At 65.3% G+C, this 22048-nt stretch carries 22 protein-coding genes and 2 tRNA genes; 15 read left to right on the forward strand and 9 right to left on the reverse strand.

The genetic code is table 11. The features are described from left to right. The first annotated feature begins 17 nt into the window (after positions 1–17). The 4 genes from IWX65_RS01535 to IWX65_RS01550 are packed head-to-tail and all read left to right on the forward strand — an operon-like array spanning position 18 to position 3120. Positions 18–1100, forward strand: coding sequence for an NAD(P)/FAD-dependent oxidoreductase (locus IWX65_RS01535; protein ID WP_196880693.1), 1083 nt, complete (start codon positions 18–20; stop codon positions 1098–1100). Continuing rightward, positions 1090–1740 carry a class I SAM-dependent methyltransferase gene (locus IWX65_RS01540; protein WP_196880694.1) on the forward strand — a complete coding sequence of 217 codons (651 nt, stop codon included), beginning with the start codon at positions 1090–1092 and terminating at the stop codon, positions 1738–1740. The genes IWX65_RS01535 and IWX65_RS01540 overlap by 11 nt, the downstream gene beginning before the upstream one ends. Positions 1741–1761: 21 nt before the next feature. After that, complete coding sequence (locus IWX65_RS01545) at positions 1762–1941, forward strand: hypothetical protein (protein ID WP_196880695.1); 180 nt, start codon at positions 1762–1764, stop codon at positions 1939–1941. Positions 1942–1950: 9 nt separating this feature from the next. Then, positions 1951–3120 (forward strand): RtcB family protein, encoded by a 1170-nt coding sequence (locus tag IWX65_RS01550; protein ID WP_196880696.1) that lies wholly within the window; start codon positions 1951–1953, stop codon positions 3118–3120. Positions 3121–3130: 10 nt separating this feature from the next. Here IWX65_RS01550 and IWX65_RS01555 read toward each other — a convergent pair whose 3' ends face one another. After that, positions 3131–3790, reverse strand: a complete 660-nt coding sequence (locus IWX65_RS01555) for a DNA alkylation repair protein (RefSeq protein WP_196880697.1) — start codon at positions 3788–3790, stop codon at positions 3131–3133. A 104-nt stretch (positions 3791–3894) separates the two neighbouring features. Here IWX65_RS01555 and IWX65_RS01560 point away from each other — a divergent pair, with 104 nt between their 5' ends. Next, a complete protein-coding gene (locus IWX65_RS01560) occupies positions 3895–4638 on the forward strand; it encodes a TSUP family transporter (RefSeq protein WP_196880698.1) in 744 nt (247 codons plus the stop codon). A gap of 22 nt (positions 4639–4660) precedes the next feature. Here IWX65_RS01560 and IWX65_RS01565 read toward each other — a convergent pair whose 3' ends face one another. Then, positions 4661–5845 carry an FAD-dependent oxidoreductase gene (locus tag IWX65_RS01565; protein ID WP_196880699.1) on the reverse strand — a complete coding sequence of 395 codons (1185 nt, stop codon included), beginning with the start codon at positions 5843–5845 and terminating at the stop codon, positions 4661–4663. A gap of 181 nt (positions 5846–6026) precedes the next feature. On the opposite strand from IWX65_RS01565, the gene IWX65_RS01570 reads away from it, so the two are divergent. Then, entirely contained in the window at positions 6027–7037 is a 1011-nt protein-coding gene (locus tag IWX65_RS01570) for a threonine/serine dehydratase (protein ID WP_196880700.1), read from the forward strand. 12 nt (positions 7038–7049) lie between these two features. Here IWX65_RS01570 and IWX65_RS01575 read toward each other — a convergent pair whose 3' ends face one another. Further along, positions 7050–7691: a MerR family transcriptional regulator gene (locus IWX65_RS01575; RefSeq protein WP_196880701.1), complete on the reverse strand. Its 642-nt coding sequence runs from the start codon at positions 7689–7691 to the stop codon at positions 7050–7052. Between the two features lie 86 nt (positions 7692–7777). Here IWX65_RS01575 and IWX65_RS01580 point away from each other — a divergent pair, with 86 nt between their 5' ends. Beyond that, the gene (locus tag IWX65_RS01580) at positions 7778–8299 is read left to right on the forward strand and encodes a DUF2306 domain-containing protein (protein ID WP_196880702.1); all 522 of its coding nucleotides are present in this window, start codon (positions 7778–7780) and stop codon (positions 8297–8299) included. On the opposite strand, the gene IWX65_RS01585 is transcribed toward IWX65_RS01580, so the two are convergent. Then, positions 8274–9032, reverse strand: a complete 759-nt coding sequence (locus IWX65_RS01585; protein WP_196880703.1) for an SDR family NAD(P)-dependent oxidoreductase — start codon at positions 9030–9032, stop codon at positions 8274–8276. The two genes, IWX65_RS01580 and IWX65_RS01585, sit on opposite strands and share 26 nt — an antisense overlap. Before the next feature lie 188 nt (positions 9033–9220). Here IWX65_RS01585 and IWX65_RS01590 point away from each other — a divergent pair, with 188 nt between their 5' ends. The 7 genes from IWX65_RS01590 (at position 9221) to IWX65_RS01620 (ending at position 15919) form a co-directional block, all read left to right on the forward strand. Beyond that, entirely contained in the window at positions 9221–10321 is a 1101-nt protein-coding gene (locus IWX65_RS01590; RefSeq protein ID WP_334683575.1) for an SDR family oxidoreductase, read from the forward strand. 186 nt (positions 10322–10507) lie between these two features. Next, positions 10508–11449: a siderophore ABC transporter substrate-binding protein gene (locus IWX65_RS01595; protein WP_196880705.1), complete on the forward strand. Its 942-nt coding sequence runs from the start codon at positions 10508–10510 to the stop codon at positions 11447–11449. 60 nt (positions 11450–11509) lie between these two features. Next, positions 11510–12550 (forward strand): ABC transporter permease, encoded by a 1041-nt coding sequence (locus IWX65_RS01600; RefSeq protein WP_196880706.1) that lies wholly within the window; start codon positions 11510–11512, stop codon positions 12548–12550. Then, positions 12543–13559 (forward strand): iron chelate uptake ABC transporter family permease subunit, encoded by a 1017-nt coding sequence (locus tag IWX65_RS01605; protein WP_196880707.1) that lies wholly within the window; start codon positions 12543–12545, stop codon positions 13557–13559. The genes IWX65_RS01600 and IWX65_RS01605 overlap by 8 nt, the downstream gene beginning before the upstream one ends. 61 nt (positions 13560–13620) lie before the next feature. Continuing rightward, positions 13621–14379: an iron ABC transporter ATP-binding protein gene (locus IWX65_RS01610; protein WP_196880708.1), complete on the forward strand. Its 759-nt coding sequence runs from the start codon at positions 13621–13623 to the stop codon at positions 14377–14379. Positions 14380–14455: 76 nt separating this feature from the next. Further along, entirely contained in the window at positions 14456–14971 is a 516-nt protein-coding gene (locus IWX65_RS01615; RefSeq protein WP_196880709.1) for a toxin-antitoxin system HicB family antitoxin, read from the forward strand. A 69-nt stretch (positions 14972–15040) separates the two neighbouring features. Further along, positions 15041–15919 (forward strand): DUF4097 family beta strand repeat-containing protein, encoded by an 879-nt coding sequence (locus IWX65_RS01620; RefSeq protein WP_196880710.1) that lies wholly within the window; start codon positions 15041–15043, stop codon positions 15917–15919. Between the two features lie 89 nt (positions 15920–16008). On the opposite strand, the gene IWX65_RS01625 is transcribed toward IWX65_RS01620, so the two are convergent. The 5 genes from IWX65_RS01625 to IWX65_RS01645 all read right to left on the reverse strand — a co-directional run bounded on the left by IWX65_RS01625 (position 16009) and on the right by IWX65_RS01645 (position 20686). After that, positions 16009–16082, reverse strand: a tRNA-Met gene (locus tag IWX65_RS01625). 55 nt (positions 16083–16137) lie between these two features. After that, positions 16138–16209: transfer RNA gene (locus tag IWX65_RS01630), tRNA-Thr, on the reverse strand. Positions 16210–16338: 129 nt separating this feature from the next. After that, positions 16339–18279 carry a DEAD/DEAH box helicase gene (locus IWX65_RS01635; RefSeq protein ID WP_196880711.1) on the reverse strand — a complete coding sequence of 647 codons (1941 nt, stop codon included), beginning with the start codon at positions 18277–18279 and terminating at the stop codon, positions 16339–16341. A 406-nt stretch (positions 18280–18685) separates the two neighbouring features. Then, on the reverse strand, positions 18686–19333 hold the full coding sequence (locus IWX65_RS01640) for an MOSC domain-containing protein (RefSeq protein ID WP_196880712.1): 648 nt from the start codon (positions 19331–19333) through the stop codon (positions 18686–18688). A gap of 9 nt (positions 19334–19342) precedes the next feature. Then, positions 19343–20686: a glycosyltransferase 87 family protein gene (locus IWX65_RS01645; protein ID WP_196880713.1), complete on the reverse strand. Its 1344-nt coding sequence runs from the start codon at positions 20684–20686 to the stop codon at positions 19343–19345. A 151-nt stretch (positions 20687–20837) separates the two neighbouring features. Between IWX65_RS01645 and IWX65_RS01650 the strand changes: the two genes are divergently transcribed. Beyond that, the gene (locus tag IWX65_RS01650) at positions 20838–22046 is read left to right on the forward strand and encodes an amidohydrolase (RefSeq protein WP_196880714.1); all 1209 of its coding nucleotides are present in this window, start codon (positions 20838–20840) and stop codon (positions 22044–22046) included. Positions 22047–22048 lie beyond the last annotated feature (2 nt).

Here is a 22048-nt window from a genome sequence, read left to right on the forward strand (position 1 = left end):
GTACACAGGAGATCGAGATGGACAAACAGTTCCAGTACGACGTCGTCATCATCGGCGGAGGGGCAGCGGGACTCAGCGCTGCGGTGACTCTGGGCAGGGCGCTCCGCTCGGTGCTCGTGATCGACGCGGGACAACCGCGAAACGCACCCGCCGCGGGCGTGCACGGATTCCTCTCCAGGGACGGCATGAGCCCCCTGGAACTACTGTCGATCGGCCGGGAGGAAGTATCGACCTACGGCGGCGTGATCCTGCAGGGAACTGCCGTGTCCGCTCGAGCGCTGCATTCGCAGGCCGGCGAGCTACAGCCATGGAAATCGGGATTCGAGGTGCTGCTCGAGGACGGCGGACCCGTCACGGCGCGGCGCCTGCTGCTCACGACGGGGTTGGTCGATGAACTGCCGGATATTCCGGGGCTCCGCGAACAGTGGGGGCATGGTGTGGTGCACTGCCCGTACTGCCATGGCTGGGAGGTGCGGAACCGGCCCATCGGAGTCCTCGCCTCGGGGCCCATGGCAACCCACCAGGCGCTGCTGTTCCGTCAGTGGAGCGCCGACGTCACCCTGTTCCTCAACGACGCAGGAACTCCTACCGAAGAGGAGTGGGAGAAGCTGGCGGCCCGGTCGATCCGGGTCGTCGAGGGAGCCGTGCGGGAAGTCCAGGCCGACGCGGAGGGCGTTACCGGTGTGGTTCTGGAATCGGGCAGGGCTTTCGCGCTGGGTGCCCTGGTGGTCGGGCCCCGGCTCACCGCCCGCTCGCCGGTGGCGACGTCACTCGGGCTGCTGACGAAGGAGCATCTCCTGGGAATGGGCGCCTCCCTTGAGACTGACGCCCGGGGAGCTACGGCAGTCAAGGGGGTGTGGGCGGCGGGGAACGCAACCGACCTTGTCGCCCAGGTCATCAGCTCGGCGGCAGGGGGCGTTGCGTCCGGTGCGGCCATCAACGCCGACCTGATCGACGAGGAGACCACCGCCGCTGTCGAGGCCCGGAAGAACGGCTTCCCGGCAGCCACTGAGGCGCGCATTTCGGAGCTGATTCTTGGCAACAAGCGCCACGGCCTCGAGACTGTACTCACCCCTACCCTGGAGCACCATGCATCCTGAATCCGAGCACAACGAGTTCGAGCACGCTGTCTTCGACCAGGAATTCTGGGACAGGCGGTATGCCGGCCAGCACCGGGTGTGGAGCGGAAACCCGAATCCCCAACTCGTGACCGAGACCCATGAGTTGCCCCCGGGCCGTGCACTGGACGTCGGATGCGGAGAGGGCGCCGACGCCATCTGGCTCGCGGAACGCGGCTGGCAGGTCACCGGCGTCGACATCTCCCCCGTCGCCCTGGTCCGGGCGCGGGAACAGGCGGACCTGGTCGATAGAGGACTGCGCATCGGGTGGCGCGCCGAAGACCTGCTGTCCTGGGAGCCCGAGCCCCGGGCCTACGATCTCGTGTCAGTGCAGTTTCTGCAGCTTCCGTCGGCGGCCCGAACTCCCCTGTTCCAGAGGTTGGCGGCGTCGGTTGCACCAGGCGGCATGCTCCTGATCGTGGGCCACCACCCCTCGGATCTCCAGACGACGGCGCACCGGCCCCGGACTGCCGACCTGTTCTATCCTCCCGAGGAAATTGCCCTCCTGCTCGACGCAGGTTGGACGGTCACGGAGTGTGAGGCACGCCCCCGCCCGACCACCGACCCCGAAGGAAAATCCGTGACCATCCACGATTCAGTACTGGTGGCCCTGCGCAGTTGACCGCATTGGCCTACTGGCGCCATGGATCTTCCCGAACGGCTGTCTCCGGAGGCATTCTGGGCCATGTATGACGACGGCGAACAGCAGGTGCGCCGCGTCGCTGCCGGCACCACCACTTTCGGGTTGGCGGGGTGGCCCGGAGGAGACAAGGCCACCGGCGAGTGGGACCGGCCCTATCCCCAACTCAAACCCTCTGGATAGGCTCCACCCATGGAACAGGTCAACGAGCGGTACCTCAACTTCGCCAGCAGAATCGACAGGCTGACGCTCGAGCAGAACAGAATGACGAGCACCATGCCGTTCATCTACCCGCACTTCGCCTCCATGCCCGACGCCCACCTCGGGAAAGGCTGTGCCGTCGGGTCGGTCCTGCCCACCCTCGGCGCCATCGTCCCTGCAGCCGTGGGGGTGGATATCGGGTGCGGCATGGTCGCGGTCCGTACCGGCCACAGTGCGGGCGACATTCAGCACCTCGACCGGAGGGCGCTGCGGAAAGCCATCGAGCACGCCATCCCGCTCTCCGCGGGAAACAACAACCGCAAGGTGGCGGTGACGGCCGAACCGCGGATCCGCATCCTGGAGGAGGAGGCCGCAGCGGCCGGTTTCGACCCCGCGGCGTATGTCAGCAAATGGCGTCTCCAGCTCGGGACGCTGGGGTCCGGCAACCATTTCATCGAGGTTTCGCTGGATGAGAACGACGACGTCTGGCTCTTCCTCCACTCGGGGTCCCGGGGGATCGGCAACCGGATAGCGCAACACCACATCAAGGCGGCCCAGGCCTACTGCAGGCAGCACGGGATCCAGCTGCCGCACCCCGACCTCGCCTACCTCGTCGAGGGAAGCGAACAGTTCGACCGTTACATCAATGAACTGCTGTGGGCCCAGGAATTCGCCCTGCTGAACCGCGAGGAGATGATGGACCGCGTGGTCCATCAGTTCACGGAATGGGTCGGTAAACCGGTTGACGAGCGGGAGCGGATCAATTGCCACCACAACTACACGGCGAAGGAGACCCATTTCGGCAAGGAGGTGTGGCTATCACGAAAAGGTGCCATCGCCGCTGACGCAGGACGCCCCGGACTCATTCCCGGTTCCATGGGCACCCGGTCCTATGTGGTGACGGGAAAGGGTTTCGCTCTCTCGCTGAACTCTGCTCCGCACGGAGCGGGCAGGGAGTACTCGCGCAACGCGGCACGGAAGCATTTCACCTATGACCAGCTCCGGAAAGCGATGAAGGGCATTGAATTCCGCGACACTGATGCTTTCCTCGACGAGATACCCGGGGCCTACAAGGACATCGACGTGGTCATGGAGGATGCTCGGGATTTGGTGGGCATCCGGCATACGCTGCGGCAGATCGTGAACGTGAAGGGCGACTGAGACGCTCCCGTCAGCGGTCCGGTAAGGGCAGCTTCAGTTCGGGCCTGGTCCTCTCCAGTTCCGTGAGCACCAGGGAGACCGCCGTGCGGTCGACGCCGCCGCCGTCATCTTCCCGGTCGACCGGCCGCGAAAGGACGGCTCTGGCCGAGCGTGTGAACGCCGTCCAGTTCCCGCCGCCCGTCCGGAGCGCACGAAGCGGCGCGAGCAGGGCGGCGCGCCGCAGCCAGGCGTCGTCGTCGTGCGCCCAACGGTCCAGGACGACGTCGGCGCGTGCCCGCGCGGGTGGATCCAACCTTTCCATCAGGGGCCCGGTGACATCGACCGCGAGCGGGTCGACCAGCACCTGCAGCCGAGCTTCGCGGACAAAGCCCTCGATCCGCGTCAGGTCGGAGTTCCCCAGCAGACGGAGATTCGATTGCAGCAGGACGACGGCCGCGAGGCGTCGCTCGAACACCGGGGCAGCCCATAGCTCGGAGCTCAACGCCGTCACCTCGTCGTGCGTCAGGCGCGGGTAGCGGCGCAGGGTGTCCCGAACGGTCCCCCGGACCGCTCCCACCGACGAACCATAGGACCGCAGGCCGTTTCCGAGCTCCGCTTCCGTCTCTGCCGCCCGCTCCTCTGACCCCTCACGTTGCAGCGCGGCATCCACGAAGTCTGCAGGATCGCTCATCAGGCCATTCTCCCGTCTCCGCGGAGCCGATCGATAACCGACGACGACGTCGCGGACTGTGCCACGATGAGAATCCCGCTTCAATCCAGCGCAAGGAGGACGGTATGGAGATTCCGGTCATCGCGGGGCTGGCAATTTTCATCGGCACCGTCCTGCAGCGGATTTCCGGCACGGGTGTGGGGCTGGTGGTCTCCCCTGTCCTCGCGCTGCTCCTCGGCCCGTCCCTCGGGGTCCTTGCCACCAACGCCACGACCACGGTGACCGGGTTCCTCATCCTGCTCTCCGTGCGGCGGCGCGTCGTCTGGCGACGGGCCTCGGCCTTGATCGCGTCAGCGGCCATCGGCATCGTCATCGGTGCGGGTCTGGTGGCGACCATCCCCGCCGCCTGGTTGCAGATAATCATCGGCACGGTGGTACTCGCCAGTCTCGCGCTGACGCTGGGCGCGCCGCGGCTGCCGTACCTGATCGGCAAACGCGTGACCTTCACTGCCGGCGCCCTTGGAGGATTGCTGAACGCGACTGCCGGTGTCGCGGCCCCGGCCATGGTGATCTATGCGCAGGTGACCCGGTGGGAGCAGCGGACCTTTTCTGCGTCCCTGCAGCCGATCTACATGAGCATGGGGGCGATGTCCGTCGTCGCCAAGACCGCGATCGGCGGAACAGGCATCGAGGCCCTGCCGCCCTGGTGGGTGGTCCCCGCCGCCGTCGGTGTGGTTGCCGCCGGGATTCTGGCCGGAACCGTGCTCGAGCGGAAGGTTCCACCCGCCGTGGCCCGGACGCTGGCGATCACCCTCGCCGGCCTCGGTGGGGCAGCCGCGATTGCCAAGGGCATTCTTGAGCTGATCTAGCTGGACGTCCACGGTGCGACCTTCAGAGCGGCGCTCTCCAGGACAGGACCGAAGCCCCTGCGGCGGCGGCAGGGCCGGCGGGGACTGCCTTCATCAGGGTGTTGCGGGCAGCGACGGCGAACCGTCCGCGGATGTCCGCTCCCAGCAGTCCGGTGGCATGGGAACGACGCGCAATCTGCTGCGTGCGTGGGCGGCGCTGGGCGTCGAAGTGCTGGAGTGCGGTTGCGAGCGGTGTACCCGCATTGACCGCCCGGCCGATCAGGAGGCCGATGCAGACCCTATCCTCCAGGGAGGAGTTGGCGCCCTGTCCCATGGTCGGCACCATGGCATGGGCGGCATCGCCGATGAGCACCGTGCGTCCGTGGACGTAGGTCGTGAGTCGCGGTGCGAGCGAGTAGACGTTGTGCCGCAGAACCTGGTCCGCCGTCGTGGCGTCGATGAGCGAGGGAACCGGGGCCGCCCATCCTGAGAAGTGGTTTCCGGCCGCCGACTTCTCGTTCGGCCATTGCGTCTTTTCGGCGGTATGGGTGTACCCGTACCAGTACACCTGGTCCACGCTGATGCGGACAGCGCCGAATTCGGTACCGGGCCCCCAGATCACCGCGAAATCGCTTGATATGAGGGAGTCGTCCTGGACGATGCCCCGCCACGCGGATTTACCGCTGTATCGGGCCAGAGTTGCAGGTGCGACTTGCTTACGTAGCGTGCTGCGCAAACCGTCGGCTCCCACCACGAGGTCCGCCTCGTAGTTCCTGGTGCCGCTTGCTGTGCTGCACTGCACTGAGGCTCTGGCACCGTCCGGGTCGCCTGGATCGATCCTCGATACCTGTGCCCCGCTCACGAGGCATGCCCCGTCCGTGGCTTTCCGCAACAGCCGATGCAGCTGCTGCCGGTGAATCCCGTAGACCTCCTGTGCAGGCTCCCCCGAGCGGCTCCGGGGAATGCGCATCAGCCAGTCCCCGCAGTGGTCCATCGTTCCGGCCAGGCGCAGCCGGTGACCTGCGCTGCGAACTGCGGAGTCGATACCGAGGGAGGCAAGAGCGGACAGACCATTGGACGTGATGCTGAGGCCGGCCCCGACTTCGGTGATCCGGTCCGCCTGCTCGAGCACTGTCACGGTCCATCCCTGGCGAAGGAGGGACGACGCGGCCGTCAGGCCGGCAATGCCGCCTCCAACAATCACTGCCGTGCGCTCGGGCCCGATCACAAATTCCCTTTCCCAAGTTCCCTATGCGACAACCTAGTGCCTTCCGCTGTCCGAACGGGCCTAGACCATCGCTCCGTCGTCAGCGCGCTGGAGTCGAATCTGCCTTGCCATTGGACAACGAGCCCTCCAGCTACACGCTATTCTTACGAATCGCACAAACGCGCACGCAGAGGGAGAATCGGTGATCATCCGAAGCGATGTACTCGAGGCAGAGAAGCGCATCAGCGGCTATGTTCGGCGCACGCCCCTGTTCCGCGCGGGCACAGCGGCTGTGCCGCTGTGGTTCAAGTGCGAATTTCTGCAGCACACCGGTGTTTTCAAGGCCCGCGGGGCTTTCAACCGTCTCCTGGCAGCACGCGAGCGCGGCGAACTCGACCCCGCTGTCGGGGTGGTGGCAGCCTCCGGCGGCAACGCGGGCCTGGCCAATGCCTACGCCGCGGCGGCGCTCGGTGTTCCGGCAACCGTGTTCGTGCCGGCCACTGCCCCTCGCGTGAAGGTGGATCGCCTCCTCGGGTATGGGGCAACTGTCCGTCAAATCGGTACGGAATACGCGGAGGCCTACACAGCGGCGATGCAGTATGTCGAAGCGAGCGGGGCGTTGTTCTGCCACGCCTACGACCAGCTTGAGATCGCAGCGGGAGCGGGCACCATCGCCGAGGAGATTCTCGAGGATGAGCCCGGCATCGACACGATCATCGTCGCCGTCGGCGGGGGCGGGCTGTATGCGGGCGTCGCAGCAGCAGCCGAGGGCCGGGCGTGCGTCGTCGCGGTCGAACCTTTCAGCATTCCGACCCTGCACGCGGCCCTGAAGGCCGGTCGGCCGGTCGACGTACCCGTTTCCGGAATTGCAGCGGACTCCCTGGGTGCCCGACGAGTGGGTGAGATCGCTTTCGGCATGGCGTCGCGGATGCCGCCGGCCTCGGTGCTCGTCGATGACGCAGCCGTCGTCTCCGCCCGGTCGCAGTTGTGGAACGAGTACCGCATCCCCGCCGAATACGGCGCGGCGACGGCCTTCGCCGCCCTCACGTCCGGAGCCTACACTCCCTCCGAAGGGGAACGCGTAGCAGTGATCATCTGCGGAGCGAACACCGATTCGCGCACGCTGGAGAGCCCTCCCGAAGCAGTCGTCGCCAGGGAGCCGGGCGATACCCGAACTGCGCGAGCGGGGAGCGGCGACACCGGGCACGAATAGGCGCAGTCCTGCTCATTCCCCAGTCCCGCGCGGGAAATCGCGCCCGCCGTACCGCCGGATGGCATGGCTGGCCTGCGCCAGGGCGAGCATCTTCAGCACGAGCTGGCTATGCATGTGCATTCCGACAGCGGCGGTGAGCGCCAGTTCATCGAGTGTCGGTTTCGAGCCCGTGATGTCAAGGTCCAGGCCGGCGATCGCATCAGCGGCAGCGGCATAAGTCCTGAGCGTTGCAGGGTCCAGGGACACTCCCGCCGTCGCCATCGCGGCGAGATGCGCGTTGAGGGCGTTCCGCGCCTCGCTTGGCTCGTCGGGCCACCCCAGCTCCGTGACAACCGCATCACCTTCAACCGTATGCACCTCAGGGCCCTGGAGCTTCAGCACGGTTGACTGGATAACCCCCAGCAGTTCAAGCGTCTGCTCCGCCGAACCGTCGGCGTCGTCGAGGGCGTCGACGATGATCGTGATTTCGCGAAGCCCCAACCCCACCACTTGCCGCAGCCCCTGGATGAGCCGGAGGCGCTGCAGATGCTCCGGGCCGTAGGCGGAGCGGGTCGGGTTCAGCCGCGCCCCCGGCTGGAGGATCCCACTCCTCAGGTAGAACTTGATGCTCGCAGCGCTGACCTCGGAGGCCTTGCTGAGTTCAGCTAGCTGCATCAGGTACTGCCTTTCTGGTTGGATAGCGGACCAGTGGTTCGATATCCAGATATACAACTGTCGGATAGTACTCCTATCCTATGAGCATGGAATGGAACACATTACTGGCAAGCCACGTAATCGTCGCCCTGTACGTGCTCGCGCTGGGGCCGGTGAATATTCTCCGACGACGGCGCGACCGCAGGCACCGCATCCTTGGTTACACCTGGGTTGCCGGCATACTCTACGTGTGTCTCAGCAGCTTCTGGATCGTCCCTTCCGGGCACTTCACCTGGCTCCACGGACTGTCCGCATTCACCATGGTGACGGTGTCGCTCGGCCTCGCCGCTGCTATCCGCAGGAACGTCCGGGGGCATCTTTTCAACATGATCGGCAGTTACCTCGGCATTCTGATTGCATTCATCTTTGCCGCTACCCTGCCCGACCGGCTCATTCCACGACTTCTGGCCGACGATCCGCTGACCGCCGTCGTCGTGGCGGTCCTTGTCCTCGCAAGTACAGCCGCACTGTACTTCACCGTTCGTCCGCACAGGACGCGGATCCCGCCTGTTCGGGCGGACGTCCATCCGGCCACGCCAAGGGTCAGCGCAGGTAGGATGCACCGTTGACGTCGATGACGGTGCCGCTGACCCATTCGGGCGCCGTGGTTGCGAGCCAGGCGACGGTCGCAGCGACCTCGGACGGCTCGGCGACCCGGCCGAATGGGCTTTGGGCCCGAACGGCATCCCCGTCCGGCCCGTCGAGTACGGGGCGGCCCATGTCCGTATCGACGAATCCGGGAGCTACGGCGGCCGCGAAGATCCCGGACGGGGCGAGTGCAACCGCGAGGGACTGGGTCATCGCGTGCATTGCCGCCTTGCTTGCGCCGTAGGCCGGGGTGGTCGGCTCGCCGCGGTAGGCTCCCCGCGAGCCGACGCTGACCAGGCGGCCCCCCGCGGGGCCGCGCGTGCGGTGCAGCAGGTGGTTGACCATCAACCAGGACAGGTTTGCCGGCCCGAGCAGATTGACGTCCAGGGTGCGGCGCCACGCCTGCTGCCAGTCCGCGTAGGTGGTGCTGTCCACGGGATGTGCTTCGAAGACCCCGGCATTGTTGACCAGGACATCGAGGTCACCGAGTTCGGCGACCACCTCGCCAAAGATCCGCTCGCACGCCTCGGGCGAACTCAGGTCCCCTACCACCACAGCGTGCCCCGCCCCTGGCAAGCCTGCCACGACGCGGATCGCGGCCGCCTCATCGGATCCGGTGTGCACAGCTATCCTGTGCCCTGCCTCGGCCAGGGCCTGTGCCACAGCGGCACCGATACCGCGGCCCGCTCCCGTGACAAGAGTGCAAGTGTTCATCTCCGCGACACTACCCAATGGCCTCGTAGTCGCGCTACAACGTGATTCCGGCGCCGGAGCCGGGGCCTCGAGTGAACCCGGGAGTTCAGGACTCGATCGAATGGGGTGGAATTTTTCGGGGCACCGCAAGCTTGCTTCCCGTAGGACAGGCATGAAGTTGCCAAATGGAACCGGTGAGGAGAACGCTAGTGAGTTCGGTTGAATCGACCACAGAATCCAACGATCAAGGGGAGCCGACCGCGCTGGTGGTCGGTGCGTCCGGTATTGCAGGTTCGGCCCTGGTGGACAAGCTCACAAGTGAAGGCTGGCAGGTGCTGGCGATGTCGCGCAGTGCCGGTCAGCCGAGGAGAAACGTGCGCTACGTCCAGGCTGACCTCTCATCACCGCAATCCGTTGCTGAGGCTCTGGCCCCTGAACTGCCCACCCACGTCTTCTTCACGGCCTGGGCACGCCAGGACACAGAGGAGGAGAACATCCGGGTCAACGCGGCCATGCTCCGGAACCTCCTTGCAGCTCTCGAGAACAAGCAGGTCGCCCACGTAGCGCTCATGACCGGGTTGAAACACTATCTCGGTCCTTTTGAGGCCTATGCAGCAGGAGAGATGGCAGACACGCCGTTTCACGAGGAGGAACCCCGCCTGCCCGTCCGGAACTTCTATTACGCCCAGGAAGACGAACTGTGGTCAGCGGCCGCCACCCAGGGCTTCACGTGGTCCGTGCACCGCGCCCACACCGTGATCGGACACGCGATCGGCAACGCCATGAACATGGGCCTGACCATCGCCGCCCAGGCTTCACTCTGCAAGGCGGCAGGGCGACCGTTCATCTTTCCCGGGTCGGAAACCCAATGGAACGGCCTGACCGACATGACCGACGCCGGCCTTCTCGCGGACCACATGCTGTGGGCTGCGACCACTCCCGCCGGAGCTGACGAGGCCTTCAACATAGTCAACGGCGACATCTTTCGTTGGCGGTGGATGTGGCCGCGCCTGGCCGCGTATTTCGACGTCGAGCCCCAGGGTTACCTGGACGAGCCAAGGCCGCTGGAGGGTCAGATGGCCGGGACGGAGCAGTTATGGCACCAGCTGGCCGAGACCGAAGGACTCGCGGAGTCCCGCCTGGATCGGGTGGCGTCGTGGTGGCACACTGACGGCGACCTCGGCCGGAACATCGAGGTGGTGACGGACATGAGCAAAAGCCGCGTTGCCGGATTCACCGGGTACCGGAGAACCCTCGATTCTTTCACCGACCTGTTCGACCGCTACCGGGCGGACAACCTCATCCCCTGAGCCCACCAGCGCAGCTACCGCAGGTATTCTGCAGGACCGTCGTTCCGCAAGCAGTAGGCCGAGTTGTGTTAGGTATACCTAACAAGATAGTTTTCAAGGGCGCGCAGAATTAGAAAACACTTTCATGCCCTATTCGCCGAAGTACCCGCCCGTAGCGGGATGGCCCTTGAAAACTGGAGCAACATCATGAAAACCCCCCTGAAGTCCCGCCTGACGGCCGGCGCCGCCGCTGCTTCGATGCTCGCCCTCAGTGCGTGCGCCCAGGAGGCGGAAGCGGGATCCAGCTCCGAATCCACGATCTCGGTGGATCACGCACAGGGGACCACCGAGATCCCCTCCGACCCGGACACCGTCTACACCTTCGACCTCGGCGTGCTGGACACCCTCGACGCCCTCGCGGTCCCGGTTGCAGGCGTCCCCCAGGCCAGCCTGCCCGAGTCCCTCTCCCGGTACGGCTCCGAGGACGTCGCCGACATCGGCACGCTGCAGGAACCCGACTTCGAGGCAATCAGCGCAGGGAACCCCGACCTGATCATCATCTCGGGCCGCACCGCGGACTACTACGAGGAGTTCAGCGACATCGCCCCGACCATCGACCTCAGTGTCGATGCTGCGGAGCCGATGCCTTCCTTCGAGGAAGTCACCACCACCCTCGGCACCATCTTCGGCAAGGAGGACGAGGTGGAGGAAAAGCTTGTTGCCCTCGACTCTCGCATCGAGGACACCCGCACTGCCGCCGTCGACGCCGGAACCGGCCTGATCGTGATGACCAGCGGTGGAGAAATGACCGCCTACGGAGCGGGTTCGCGCTTCGGTCTCATCCATGACGTCCTTGGCGTCGCAACCGCCGCCGACATTGCAGCGGACGGCAGGCACGGGGAGTCCATCTCCTTCGAGTTCATCGCTGAGAAGGATCCGGACCACCTGTTCGTCATCGACCGGGATGTCGCCGTCGGCGAGGCCGGTGAAGCGGCATCTGCCGTGCTGGACAATGACCTCGTCAACGGCACCAGGGCCGCAAGGAACGGCAACATCACCATGCTCGACTCCACCGCCTGGTACCTCGTCGGATACGGCCTGAACAACGTGGACGCCATGGTTTCCGCTGTCCAGGACGCGACAGCCTAACGACTCCCCAGCCCCGGAGCCGGCGCCGTACCGCCGACTCCAGGGGAAACGGATTGAGATATGACCGCCACCGCCGCGCCGACCGGAAGTCCGGCTCCAGGATCCGCCGCCGTCGTTCCCGATGAACGACGGCGCTTCTCCCGCGCCGCCGGCCTGGCCGCTGCCGCTACGGCAGTCCTCTGCCTCGCCGTGGTGAGCATGTTCGTGGGCGTCAGCGACGTCTCGGTCAGCACCCTGCTCGCAGGGGACCCAGTGGCCTGGGACGTCCTCTGGATCAGCCGGGTACCCCGCACCCTCAGCGTGATCCTGACCGGAATGGCCCTCAGCGTCGCCGGGCTCATCCTGCAGCTCATGGTCCGCAACAAATTCGTTGAACCCTCCACCGTCGGCACGGTGGAGTCGGCGTCGCTGGGCATCCTGGTCGTGACGGTGTTCCTGCCAGCCGCCTCACTCTTCACGAAGATGACCACGGCGGCGGTTTTTGCCGCGGCGGGAACAGCACTGTTCCTGCTCGTGCTGCGGCGGATCCCCCTGCGCAACACGTTGGTGGTGCCCCTCGTGGGAATCATGCTCGGCGGCGTCATATCCGCCGTGACCACCTTTTTCGCCTACCGTACGGACCTGCTGCAGACGCTCAACAGCTGGATGGTCGGTGATTTTTCCGGTGTACTGCGCGGCCGCTACGAGCTGCTGTGGATCGTCGGCGCACTGACCCTGATCGGCTACCTTGCCGCTGACCGCTTCACGGTTGCCGGCATGGGGCAGGACTTCACCACCAACCTCGGCCTGAACTACAACCGCGTGATGACCCTCGGACTGGTGATCGTGTCCCTCATCAGTGCCGTGGTGGTGGTGAGCGTCGGCTCCATTCCCTTCCTCGGCCTGATCGTGCCGAATCTGGTCTCCCTGCTGATCGGCGACAACGTCCGCCGGTCAGCTCCCTGGGTTGCCGTCATCGGTGCCGGTTTCGTCCTGGTCTGCGACATCATCGGCCGGACCATCCGTTACCCCTACGAAATCCCGGTAGGCGTGATCGTTTCCGCCGTCGGCAGCGTCCTGTTCCTCTACCTGCTACTTCGCCGGAGGGGTTCCCATGCCTAGGGTGTCCACCGAAGCCCTCCCTCCCGCGCTCAGCCAGCAAGGCCGCCGCCCGGTCCGCAGCATTCCTCCCCGGACCTGGATCATCTGCCTCTCCATCCTTGCCGCTGCCCTGGTGGCAGCGTCCCTGACCATCGGGCTGCAGGGCAACGTCGGCTACGTCCTGCCGCGCAGGGCGATCAAAGTGGGCTCGATGATCCTGGTGGCATACGCCGTCGGCGTCTCGACGGTCCTGTTCCAGACGGTCACCTCCAACCGCATCCTCACCCCCTCCATCATGGGTTTCGACGCGCTCTACGTGCTGATCCAGACGATGCTGGTCTTCGCGCTCGGCGGCGGCGCACTGCTCTCCCTCAGTGACCCTCTGCGGTTCGGGATCGAAGTAGTGCTGATGATCGGCTTCTCCTTCCTGCTCTACCGGTGGCTGTTCACCGGCGGCGGGAAGTCGCTGCATCTGATGCTGCTGGTCGGCATAGTCTTCGGCACCATGTTCCGCGGGTTCTCGTCGCTGCTGCAGCGGCTTATCGATCCGAGCGAATTCCTCATCCTGCAGGACCTGTTCTTCGCCAGTTTCAACAACGTGGACGGCATTCTGCTGGGTTGTGCCGGCACCGCCGTCGCACTGGTCAGCGGCGTTGCCTGGCGCATGCGGCACTCCTTCGACGTGCTGGCCCTGGGGCGGGACACCGCGGTGAATCTGGGGGTGGACCACAAACGGTCCGTGACGGCCATCCTGGTCATCTGCTCGGTACTGGTGGCCGTCTCGACGGCGCTCGTCGGTCCCGTCACGTTCTTCGGCCTGCTGGTCGCGAGCCTTGCCTACCAGCTGTGCTCGAATTTCCGCCATGCCGCAGTCCTGCCGATCGCCGTCCTGCTGGGCGTGATTGCGCTGGTGGGCGGGCAGTTGGTGCTGGAGCGCATCTTCGAGTTCGATACCGCGCTCAGCATCGTCATCGAATTCGTCGGCGGGATCGTCTTTCTCATCCTGCTGTTGAGGGGCGCTGTGAAATGATGCGGCACGATTCAACCACGGCTGCCGGGCATTCCCACCGCCTCCAGAAAGGCCTTCGAGCATGATCTCCGTGACCGGCGTCTCCAAACGCTATGGAACCTCCACCGTTGTGGACAACGTGAGCTGCGAGATCAAGGAGGGCGGCGTCACCTCGATCATCGGACCCAACGGAGCCGGCAAATCGACCCTGCTGTCCATGGTCAGCAGGCTGCTGCCGATGGATGCCGGCGTCGTGTCGGTGGACGGCCTGGATGTCACTGCCACCCAGGGCCGGGAACTGGGCCGGAAGATGGCCATCCTTCGCCAGGACAACCAGCTCGCGGTCCGGTTGACCGTTCGCGACCTCGTGGGATTCGGCCGCTACCCCCATCACGGTGGGCGCCCCGGACCGGGCGACCGGGCGCAGGTGGAACAGGCGATGGACTACGTGGATCTGGCGGACCTCGCGGACAGGTTCGTCGACGAGCTCTCCGGCGGCCAACGCCAGCGTGCCTTCATCGCCATGGTGCTCGCCCAGGACACCGACTACCTGCTCCTGGATGAACCGCTGAACAACCTGGACATGAAGCACTCGGTGGAGATGATGCGCCTGCTGCGCCGCCTCACCAATGATCTCGGCAAGACCGTGGTGCTGGTGATCCACGACATCAACTTCGCTTCCTGCTACTCCGACGACATCATCGCCATGTGCGAGGGACGAATCATCCATCAGGGACCTCCGGCCCGGATCATGCAGCCGGAGGTGCTGCAAGACATCTACGACATCGATATCCGGATCGAGGAGATCGACGGCAACCGGATCGGCGTGTACTTCGCCTGACCGCTCAGTGTCCCACCACTTCCATCACCGCCGAATGATGCTTGACATGACGCCGATGTGACGTCACTGTGGTGTCATGGATCTACAGCGATATGTCGAAGACCTTCAACAACAGCTGGGCGCCGCGGCCGAAGCAGGCGGCCAGCAGGCACGCGAGCTCGCCGACCGCCTCACCGCGCCACTGGAAACAGCGACCCGGCTGGTCCTGCTGGAGGCACTGGCCGCGGCAGCAGGTGAGATCACACGGGAACTGGCGCCGGGCTCCGTCGATGTCCGTCTCCGTGGACGCAACCCCGAGTTCGTGGTGACGCCACCGGCAACGAGCGCGGATTTCGAGGGCGGCTCGGACGACTCCGATGCCCCCTCTCCCAGCGCTGCCGGCGCCGAGGAGACAGGAACGTCACGGTTCACCCTGCGGCTGCCGGACCAGCTCAAATCGCGGATCGAGGAAGCCGCCGCACGTGAGAGGCTCTCGGTCAACTCATGGCTCGTCCGTTCCGTCACCGCCTCCCTCGACCAGGTCGGCCCCGGTTCGCGGGCAGGTGCGCGGAAGCCGTCCAGTGGACGCCGGTACAGCGGATGGGTGCAGTGATGCCCCACCCTGCGGCTCCCCCGTCCTTCACCTTTCCAGGCATCAACCAACCCGATCAGGGGAATTCCCATGTCGATCTTCCCAACTCCCGAGCCGATCACCCTCATCGTCGACCTCAGCGTCGGAGAGGTCCGGATCACGGCAAGTGACCGCAGCGACGCCGTCGTCGACGTACGACCGAGCAACGAATCAAGGGCGTCCGACATCAGGGCCGCAGAACAGACACGCGTCGAATTCTCCAACGGCACCCTGATCATCCAAGGGCCCGAAGAACGGAAACGGTATGCGATTCTGAGGGAGAACGGTTCCGTCGACGTCACCGTTGATGTGCCCTCGCACTCCGAGATTCGGGGCGACGCCGGAATGGGCCGCTTCGAATGCGAAGGAGCACTTGGACGATGTGACCTCAAAACAGGCTTGGGCCGAATCCGGCTCGACCACACCGGCGCGGTACGAGCACAGACTGGCTATGGCGATATCACCGTCAACCAGGCAATCGGCGACGTCGACGCCAGGACCGGGTCGGGTGAAATCGCCGTTCATGACGTGGACGGCTCTGCCACCATCAAGAACTCCGACGGGGACATCCATGTGGGCGAGATCACCGGCGACCTTCACATCAAGGCCGCGAACGGAAATATTTCGGTCAGCCGCGCACAGGCCTCCGTGGCCGCGAAGTCCGCCAACGGCAACGTCCGGGTCGGCGAGGTCGTTCGCGGCTCCGTCGTCCTCGAAACGGCCGCCGGGAATGTTGCGGTAGGCATCCCGGAAGGGACTGCGGCATGGCTCGATGCAAGCACCCAGTACGGGAAGGTGCGCAACTTGTTGAGCGCATCCGAGGGGCCCGGGGGATCGAAGGAGACGGTCGAGGTCCGCGCCCGCACGTCCTACGGGGACATCGAAGCCCACCGCTCGGGGACGAACCGCGCCAGGCGCGGAAGGGGATGAACCCCGCTACTCCAGGCAGCAAATCCGGCGCTACTGGGAACCAAAAGCAAAACCTCCGGAAGCCGTCGGCTTCCGGAGGTTTACATTTGTAGCGGTGCCGGGACTCGATCCCGGGACCTCACGATTATGAGTCGTGCGCTCTAACCAGCTGAGCTACACCGCCATAAATGAGTTTGCCCGCAACCACCATTTTACCGGATGCGGGCCCCTCATTTTCGAGCCCCCCACCGGAATCGATCCGGTGACCTCGTTCTTACCAAGAACGCGCTCTACCACTGAGCTAGGGGGGCAACAGCAAGAAACTTTACCAGTTCCCCACCGCTGGCGCGAAATCGAAAGCCGCCCTTGTCGGCGACATCCCGATTCCCCTCCGGATCCCCGCTATTGCAGGCATCCGGAGGGGTAGGTCTAGCTGATTCCTACCACTGGTCGGTCTGTGCACTCGGCCGTCCGGCGCCGGCGCCGGCGCCCTTTCCGGTACGGGCCTTGCGGGCACCGTCTCCGCTGAATCGGGTGTCGCCGTCGCGCTTCTTGGAGTCGTTGTTGAAGTCCTTCTTGAAGGGCTTCTTGAACTCGCCTGCACCGCGGGCCCCGGCAGGCTTGCGGCCCTTGTCGAGCTCGAGGTGAATCAGTTCGCCGCCGATACGGGTCTTCGACAGTGCTCGCAACTGGTCCTTGCTGAGATCCGCGGGGAGCTCGACCAGCGTGTGATCGGCGCGGATGTCAATGCCGCCGATCTGCGCCGAGGAAAGTCCGCCCTCGTTGGCGATGGCACCCACGATCGAACCGGGCATCACCCGCTGGCGGCGTCCCACAGCGATGCGGTACGTGGCATTGCCTTCGGTGAGGGTGCGTGTCGGCCCGCGTGAACCGAAGGCATCCTTGCGTCCCTCGGAGCGCTCGCGCTGTCCCGCCGGTGCGACCGGGATGTCCTTGACGAGGATCGGATTGCCGTTTTGTGCCATGACGGCCAGCGCGGCAGCAATCTCCGCCGCGGGAACGTTGTGCTCCTGCTCGTAGTTCGCGATCAGGTTACGGAATTCGGAGACGTCCTCGCCCGCCAGGGTTTCGGTGATCTTGCCCGCGAACTTGACCATGCGCAGTTCGTTGATGGTCGCCGTGGAGGGAAGCTGCATCTGCTCGACGGGCTGGCGCGTTGCCTTCTCGATGGAGCGCAGCAGGTACTTCTCACGAGGGGTGATGAAGAGGATGGCGTCACCCGAACGGCCCGCGCGACCGGTACGGCCGATGCGGTGCACATAGGACTCGGTGTCGTGCGGAATGTCGTAGTTCACGACGAGCGAGATCCGCTCCACATCGAGTCCACGGGCTGCGACGTCGGTAGCCACGAGGATGTCGATCTTGCCGTCACGCAGGGCCTCGACCGTGCGCTCACGCTGCTGCTGGGGAATGTCTCCATTGATGGCTGCTGCCGAGAAGCCCCGTGAACGCAACTTGTCCGCCAGATCCTCGGTGGCCATCTTGGTGCGCACGAAGGCGATGATGCCGTCGAATTCCTCGACCTCGAGGATGCGGGTCATGGCGTCGAGCTTGTGGGGGCCCATGACCTGCAGGTAGCGCTGACGCGTGTTGGTGCCGGTGGTGGTCTTGCCCTTGACGGAGATCTCGGCGGGATCGTTCAGGTACTTCTTGGCGATCCTGCGGATGGCTCCGGGCATGGTGGCCGAGAACAGTGCAACCTGCTTCTCTGCCGGCGTTGACGAGAGGATCTGCTCTACATCTTCGGCGAAGCCCATGCGGAGCATCTCGTCGGCCTCGTCGAGCACTACGTACTCGAGGTTCGAAAGGTCCAGTGAGCCCTTGGAGATGTGGTCGATGACACGGCCGGGGGTACCGACGACTACCTGGGCACCACGGCGCAGGCCGGCGAGCTGCGGGCCGTACGGTGATCCGCCGTACACCGGAAGAACCGTGAAGCCGTCCATGTGGCGTGCGTAGGAGGTGAATGCCTCGGCGACCTGGAGCGCGAGCTCGCGGGTCGGTGCGAGCACCAGGACCTGGGTGTGCTTGCTGGGGCCGCCGTTGATGTCGGCGAGCTCTGCCATCTTCGACAGCGCGGGAATAGCGAATGCTGCCGTCTTGCCGGTACCGGTCTGGGCCAGACCGACGACGTCGCGTCCTTCGAGGAGCACCGGAATGGTGGCGGCCTGGATGGGTGACGGCTTTTCGTAGCCGACGTCGGTCAGTGCGGCGAGCACGCGGCCGTCGAGGTTGAGGTCAGCGAAACGGATGTCGACGCCGTCGTCCTCCGCGGGGGCCTCGGCTGCGGAGGCAGCAGCAGCCGGGGCCTCGATTGCTGAGTTGTTTTCGGTGTTTTCCAGGGACAGATTTTCAGGCATGAGGGAAGGACCTTCAGATAGATGCCGGACGGCCCGGATGGCGGGAGCCTACAGGTGCCGTATGTACATAGAAATCCGGCACTGTTTCAATCCCGCGGCAGGACTTCTCGTCACAACTGGTTCGCTGCTCTCTCAGCAGTGATGTGTGACGTTTTCTTCTAGCCGGCGCTCCCTGATGAATCTGCCCGCCTGTTCAGCAGCGGGCCCCAAACACAACCTATCCAGCCCTTGAAGGGGCGAAAATAAAGGGAATACCGGTGTGGGGGATGTTCCAAGTCTACTGCACGCAAGGGGCGTGGAACATCAGGAAGCCCGACGACGGCGGGTGACCTTCCCCACGTCGGCTTTCATCCGGCCGATTCAACCGAGCTGCAGGTTGGGAGTCAGCCGAGCTGCAGGGCTTGACTCAGCCGGTCCGGAGGGCTTGGAGCGCTGATTTGCGCACCTGCGGCGACAGGGCCGGTTCCCTCGCCGCATCGGCGTCGAGCAGTCGCTGGGCGGAGACCGCGTCCAACCCGGCAAAGACCTGGGCGGCAGTGATGCCGTGGGCGGGCACGCTGAGAACCTGCACGCTGTCCCCCGCCGCCATGGCACCCCGCTGGACGACTCGAAGGTAGGTGCCCAGCCGGTTGGCCTCGGCGAACCGTTTCACCCAGTTCTTCTCGCCGAGGCGGCGTGCGAAGTTGACGCACGGGGTGCGTGGCATGGTGGCTTCAAGGATCAGGGTGTCCCCTACCAGCCAGCGCTCTCCGATGACCGCACGGCTGGCGTCGACGCCGGCTACCCGGAGGTTCTCCCCGAAGAGGCCGGGATCCACGGTGCGGCCGAGTTCGTCGCTCCAGTAGTCGGCGTCGTCCTGCGAATAGGCGTAGACGGCCTTCAGCGGGCCGCCGTGGTGCTTGCGACTGGCCTGGATATCGCCCGTCAACCCAAGGGCGTGCACGTTCACCTCGCCGTTCACCGGCCGCTTGTCGATGGCGGTAACTCCTGTGGAATCACGCGTGGGAAGGAGTTCATGCACGCGGCATACTGCCACCACGGAACCAGTCGTCATGCCGATATCCTATGGCGCCGGACTGGTTGGTATCGTCGCCGGACGCGCCGCGTGAGCCTTCTCGGTGTTCCCACCGGCGATATTCGCCGTGGCTCGCTTTCCGGCTGCAGAACCGTCTGCCGCTGGACGGAGCGCCCGCATCAGCAGCGCCCAGAACACCAGGATCGCCAGGCCGCAGAAGACGCCGGCACTGGAAGCCATGAGCCACCCGGTGGTCAGCTGGGAGTTGAGGTCCTCGGCACCGAGCAGCGTGCCGATGGTCTTGGGCGAGTAGACGAACACGGGCAATGTGACCACGAACAACACCCCGGCGGCGTAGCGGTAGGCCTTCCGGCTCTCCGGCAGGGAGAAGAACTGGGCAGCGAGGACCGGAAGGATGATCGCGATCCATACCCAGTGGTGCGACCACGAGATGGGCGAGATGAGGAGCATGAGCAGCGCCGTCGCCATCATCCCCGTGAAACGGTCGTTCCGCGCACGGGCGCCACGAATCACGTACGCCGCCCCGCCGACGAGCGCAAGTGACACAGCGAGCCACGGGAGAAAGGACGGGAAATCAGGGCCACCGAAATGCAGGATCGCTCCGCGCACCGACAGGTTGTCCACGTACCCCTCCCCGCCGATCCGGCCCGTGTCCCGTAGCATCTGCAGCCAGTAGATTGCGGATTCCGACGGGAGCAGCAGGAAGCCGAGCCCGATGGTCCCGAAGAATCCGGCCGCCATGTTCCGCAGTTCGCGCCACTCGCCCCGCATCAGGAAGTAGAGGCCGAAGACCAGCGGGGTCAGCTTGATGCCGGCGGCGATTCCGGTGAGCATTCCCGTGGGCCACCTGCGGTGCGGCCCCGACAGCAGGTCCACGATGATCAACGCGAACAGGAGGATGTTGATCTGCGCGAAGGCCATGGTCTCGCGCCAGGGCCCCAGCAGGCAGATCAGCCCGGCACCGGCGATGGCGGCCGGCAATGCCACGGGATGGTTCAGCACCGCACGCACGCTGGGAAGGCCCGTCAGGTAGCGGGCCGCATGGACCGCCGTCGTGAGCGCAGTGAGGACGGAGAGAGCCACGAAGATCGCCGCGCCGGTTTCGGCGGTCACCAGGGTCAGCGCAGTGAACAGCAGGGCGGCGAAGGGCGGGTAGGTGAACAGGAGCGATCCCTCACCCTCACCGAACGAGCGGGTATACAGCGAACCGTCGCCGTCCACCACGCTCTGGCCGCCCATTCGGTAGACCCGGAAATCCAGGCCGATGAAGTTGGCCCACGCGAGCGACCACAGCACAAGAGCCGCGAAAACGACGACGGCGGCAATGAGGGTGAGCACCCGGACCACCGGTGGGCTGCTGCTCGAACGCATGAATAATCCTTCGTCGACGGGTTTGCCGCGGGACCCTCCTGATGATCCGATCCATCGCCCGGCGGCTCATCCAGTGTAGCCAAGCACCCGGCGGTCGCGACCAAGCGGGTATGTTGGAAATTCCTCACCTACCGCGAAAGGGCCCTCCTCAATGACCACGTCCCCGCTCGGAAAATCCGCTTCACGGCCCCTGACCGCAGTCGTCAACGCGCACGTGGTGCCGATCGATGGCGATCCCTTCGACGGCACTGTGGTGTTCGACGACGGCACGATCACCGCACTCGGTGCGGACGCGGAGGTGCCCGAGGGTGCAGCCGTGATCGATGCCGACGGCAGATGGCTGCTGCCCGGATTCGTCGACGCTCATGTGCACCTGGGTACTCATGAGGAAGGCGAGGGCTCCGCGGGAGACGACACCAATGAGATGACCGATCCCAATACCGCCGGTGTGCGTGCCCTTGACGCCATCAACCCCTACGATCCCGGCTTCGACGACGCACTCGCAGGCGGCGTCACCACCGTCAACGTCAATCCGGGTTCCGGCAACCCCATCGGTGGCCTTGCCGTTGCCATCCACACCCACGGCCGGTATATCGAGGAAATGCTGCTGCGCTCCCCCAGCGGCCTGAAATCCGCCCTGGGCGAGAACCCCAAGCGTGTGTACGGCGACAAGAAGCAGACGCCGTCCACGCGCCTCGGCACGGCGATGGTGATCCGCAAGGCGTTCATGGAAGCACAGAACTACATGGGCAAGGCTGACGAGAACGCGCGCGATCCAAAACTCGAGGCACTGGCCATGGTGCTCCGCCGGGAGATCCCGTGGCGCCAGCACGCCCACCGGGCAGATGACATCGCCACCGCCATCCGCCTCGCTGACGAGTTCGGGTATGACCTGGTGCTGGACCATGGCACTGAAGCGCACCTGCTGGCCGATGTGCTCGCAGAGCGGGGCACGCCCGTGCTGATCGGCCCGCTGTTCACCACGAAGTCCAAGGTGGAATTGCGCGGGCGCTCGATCGCCAACCCCGGCAAGCTTGCGGCGGCCGGCGTCGAGATCTCGATCATCACGGACCACCCCGTCATCCCGATCAACTTCCTGGTGCACCAGGCAACGTTCGCCATCAAGGAGGGGCTGGACCGCGAAACGGCGCTCCGCTCGATCACCATCAACCCGGCGAAGGTACTGGGTCTCGACGGGCGCCTCGGGTCGCTGACCGTGGGCAAGGACGCCGATGTGGTGCTGTGGAGCGGTGACCCGCTCGATGTCATGCAACGCGCACTGCAGGTCTGGATCGGGGGCCGTGAGGTCTACCGCTACGACTCCGCCACCCGCAGCGGCGTCGTCACAGCCCGCGGTTGACA

Origin of the sequence: Arthrobacter sp. CAN_A214, assembly GCF_015751955.1 — a bacterium.
In the GTDB taxonomy this organism is placed as follows: domain Bacteria; phylum Actinomycetota; class Actinomycetes; order Actinomycetales; family Micrococcaceae; genus Arthrobacter_D.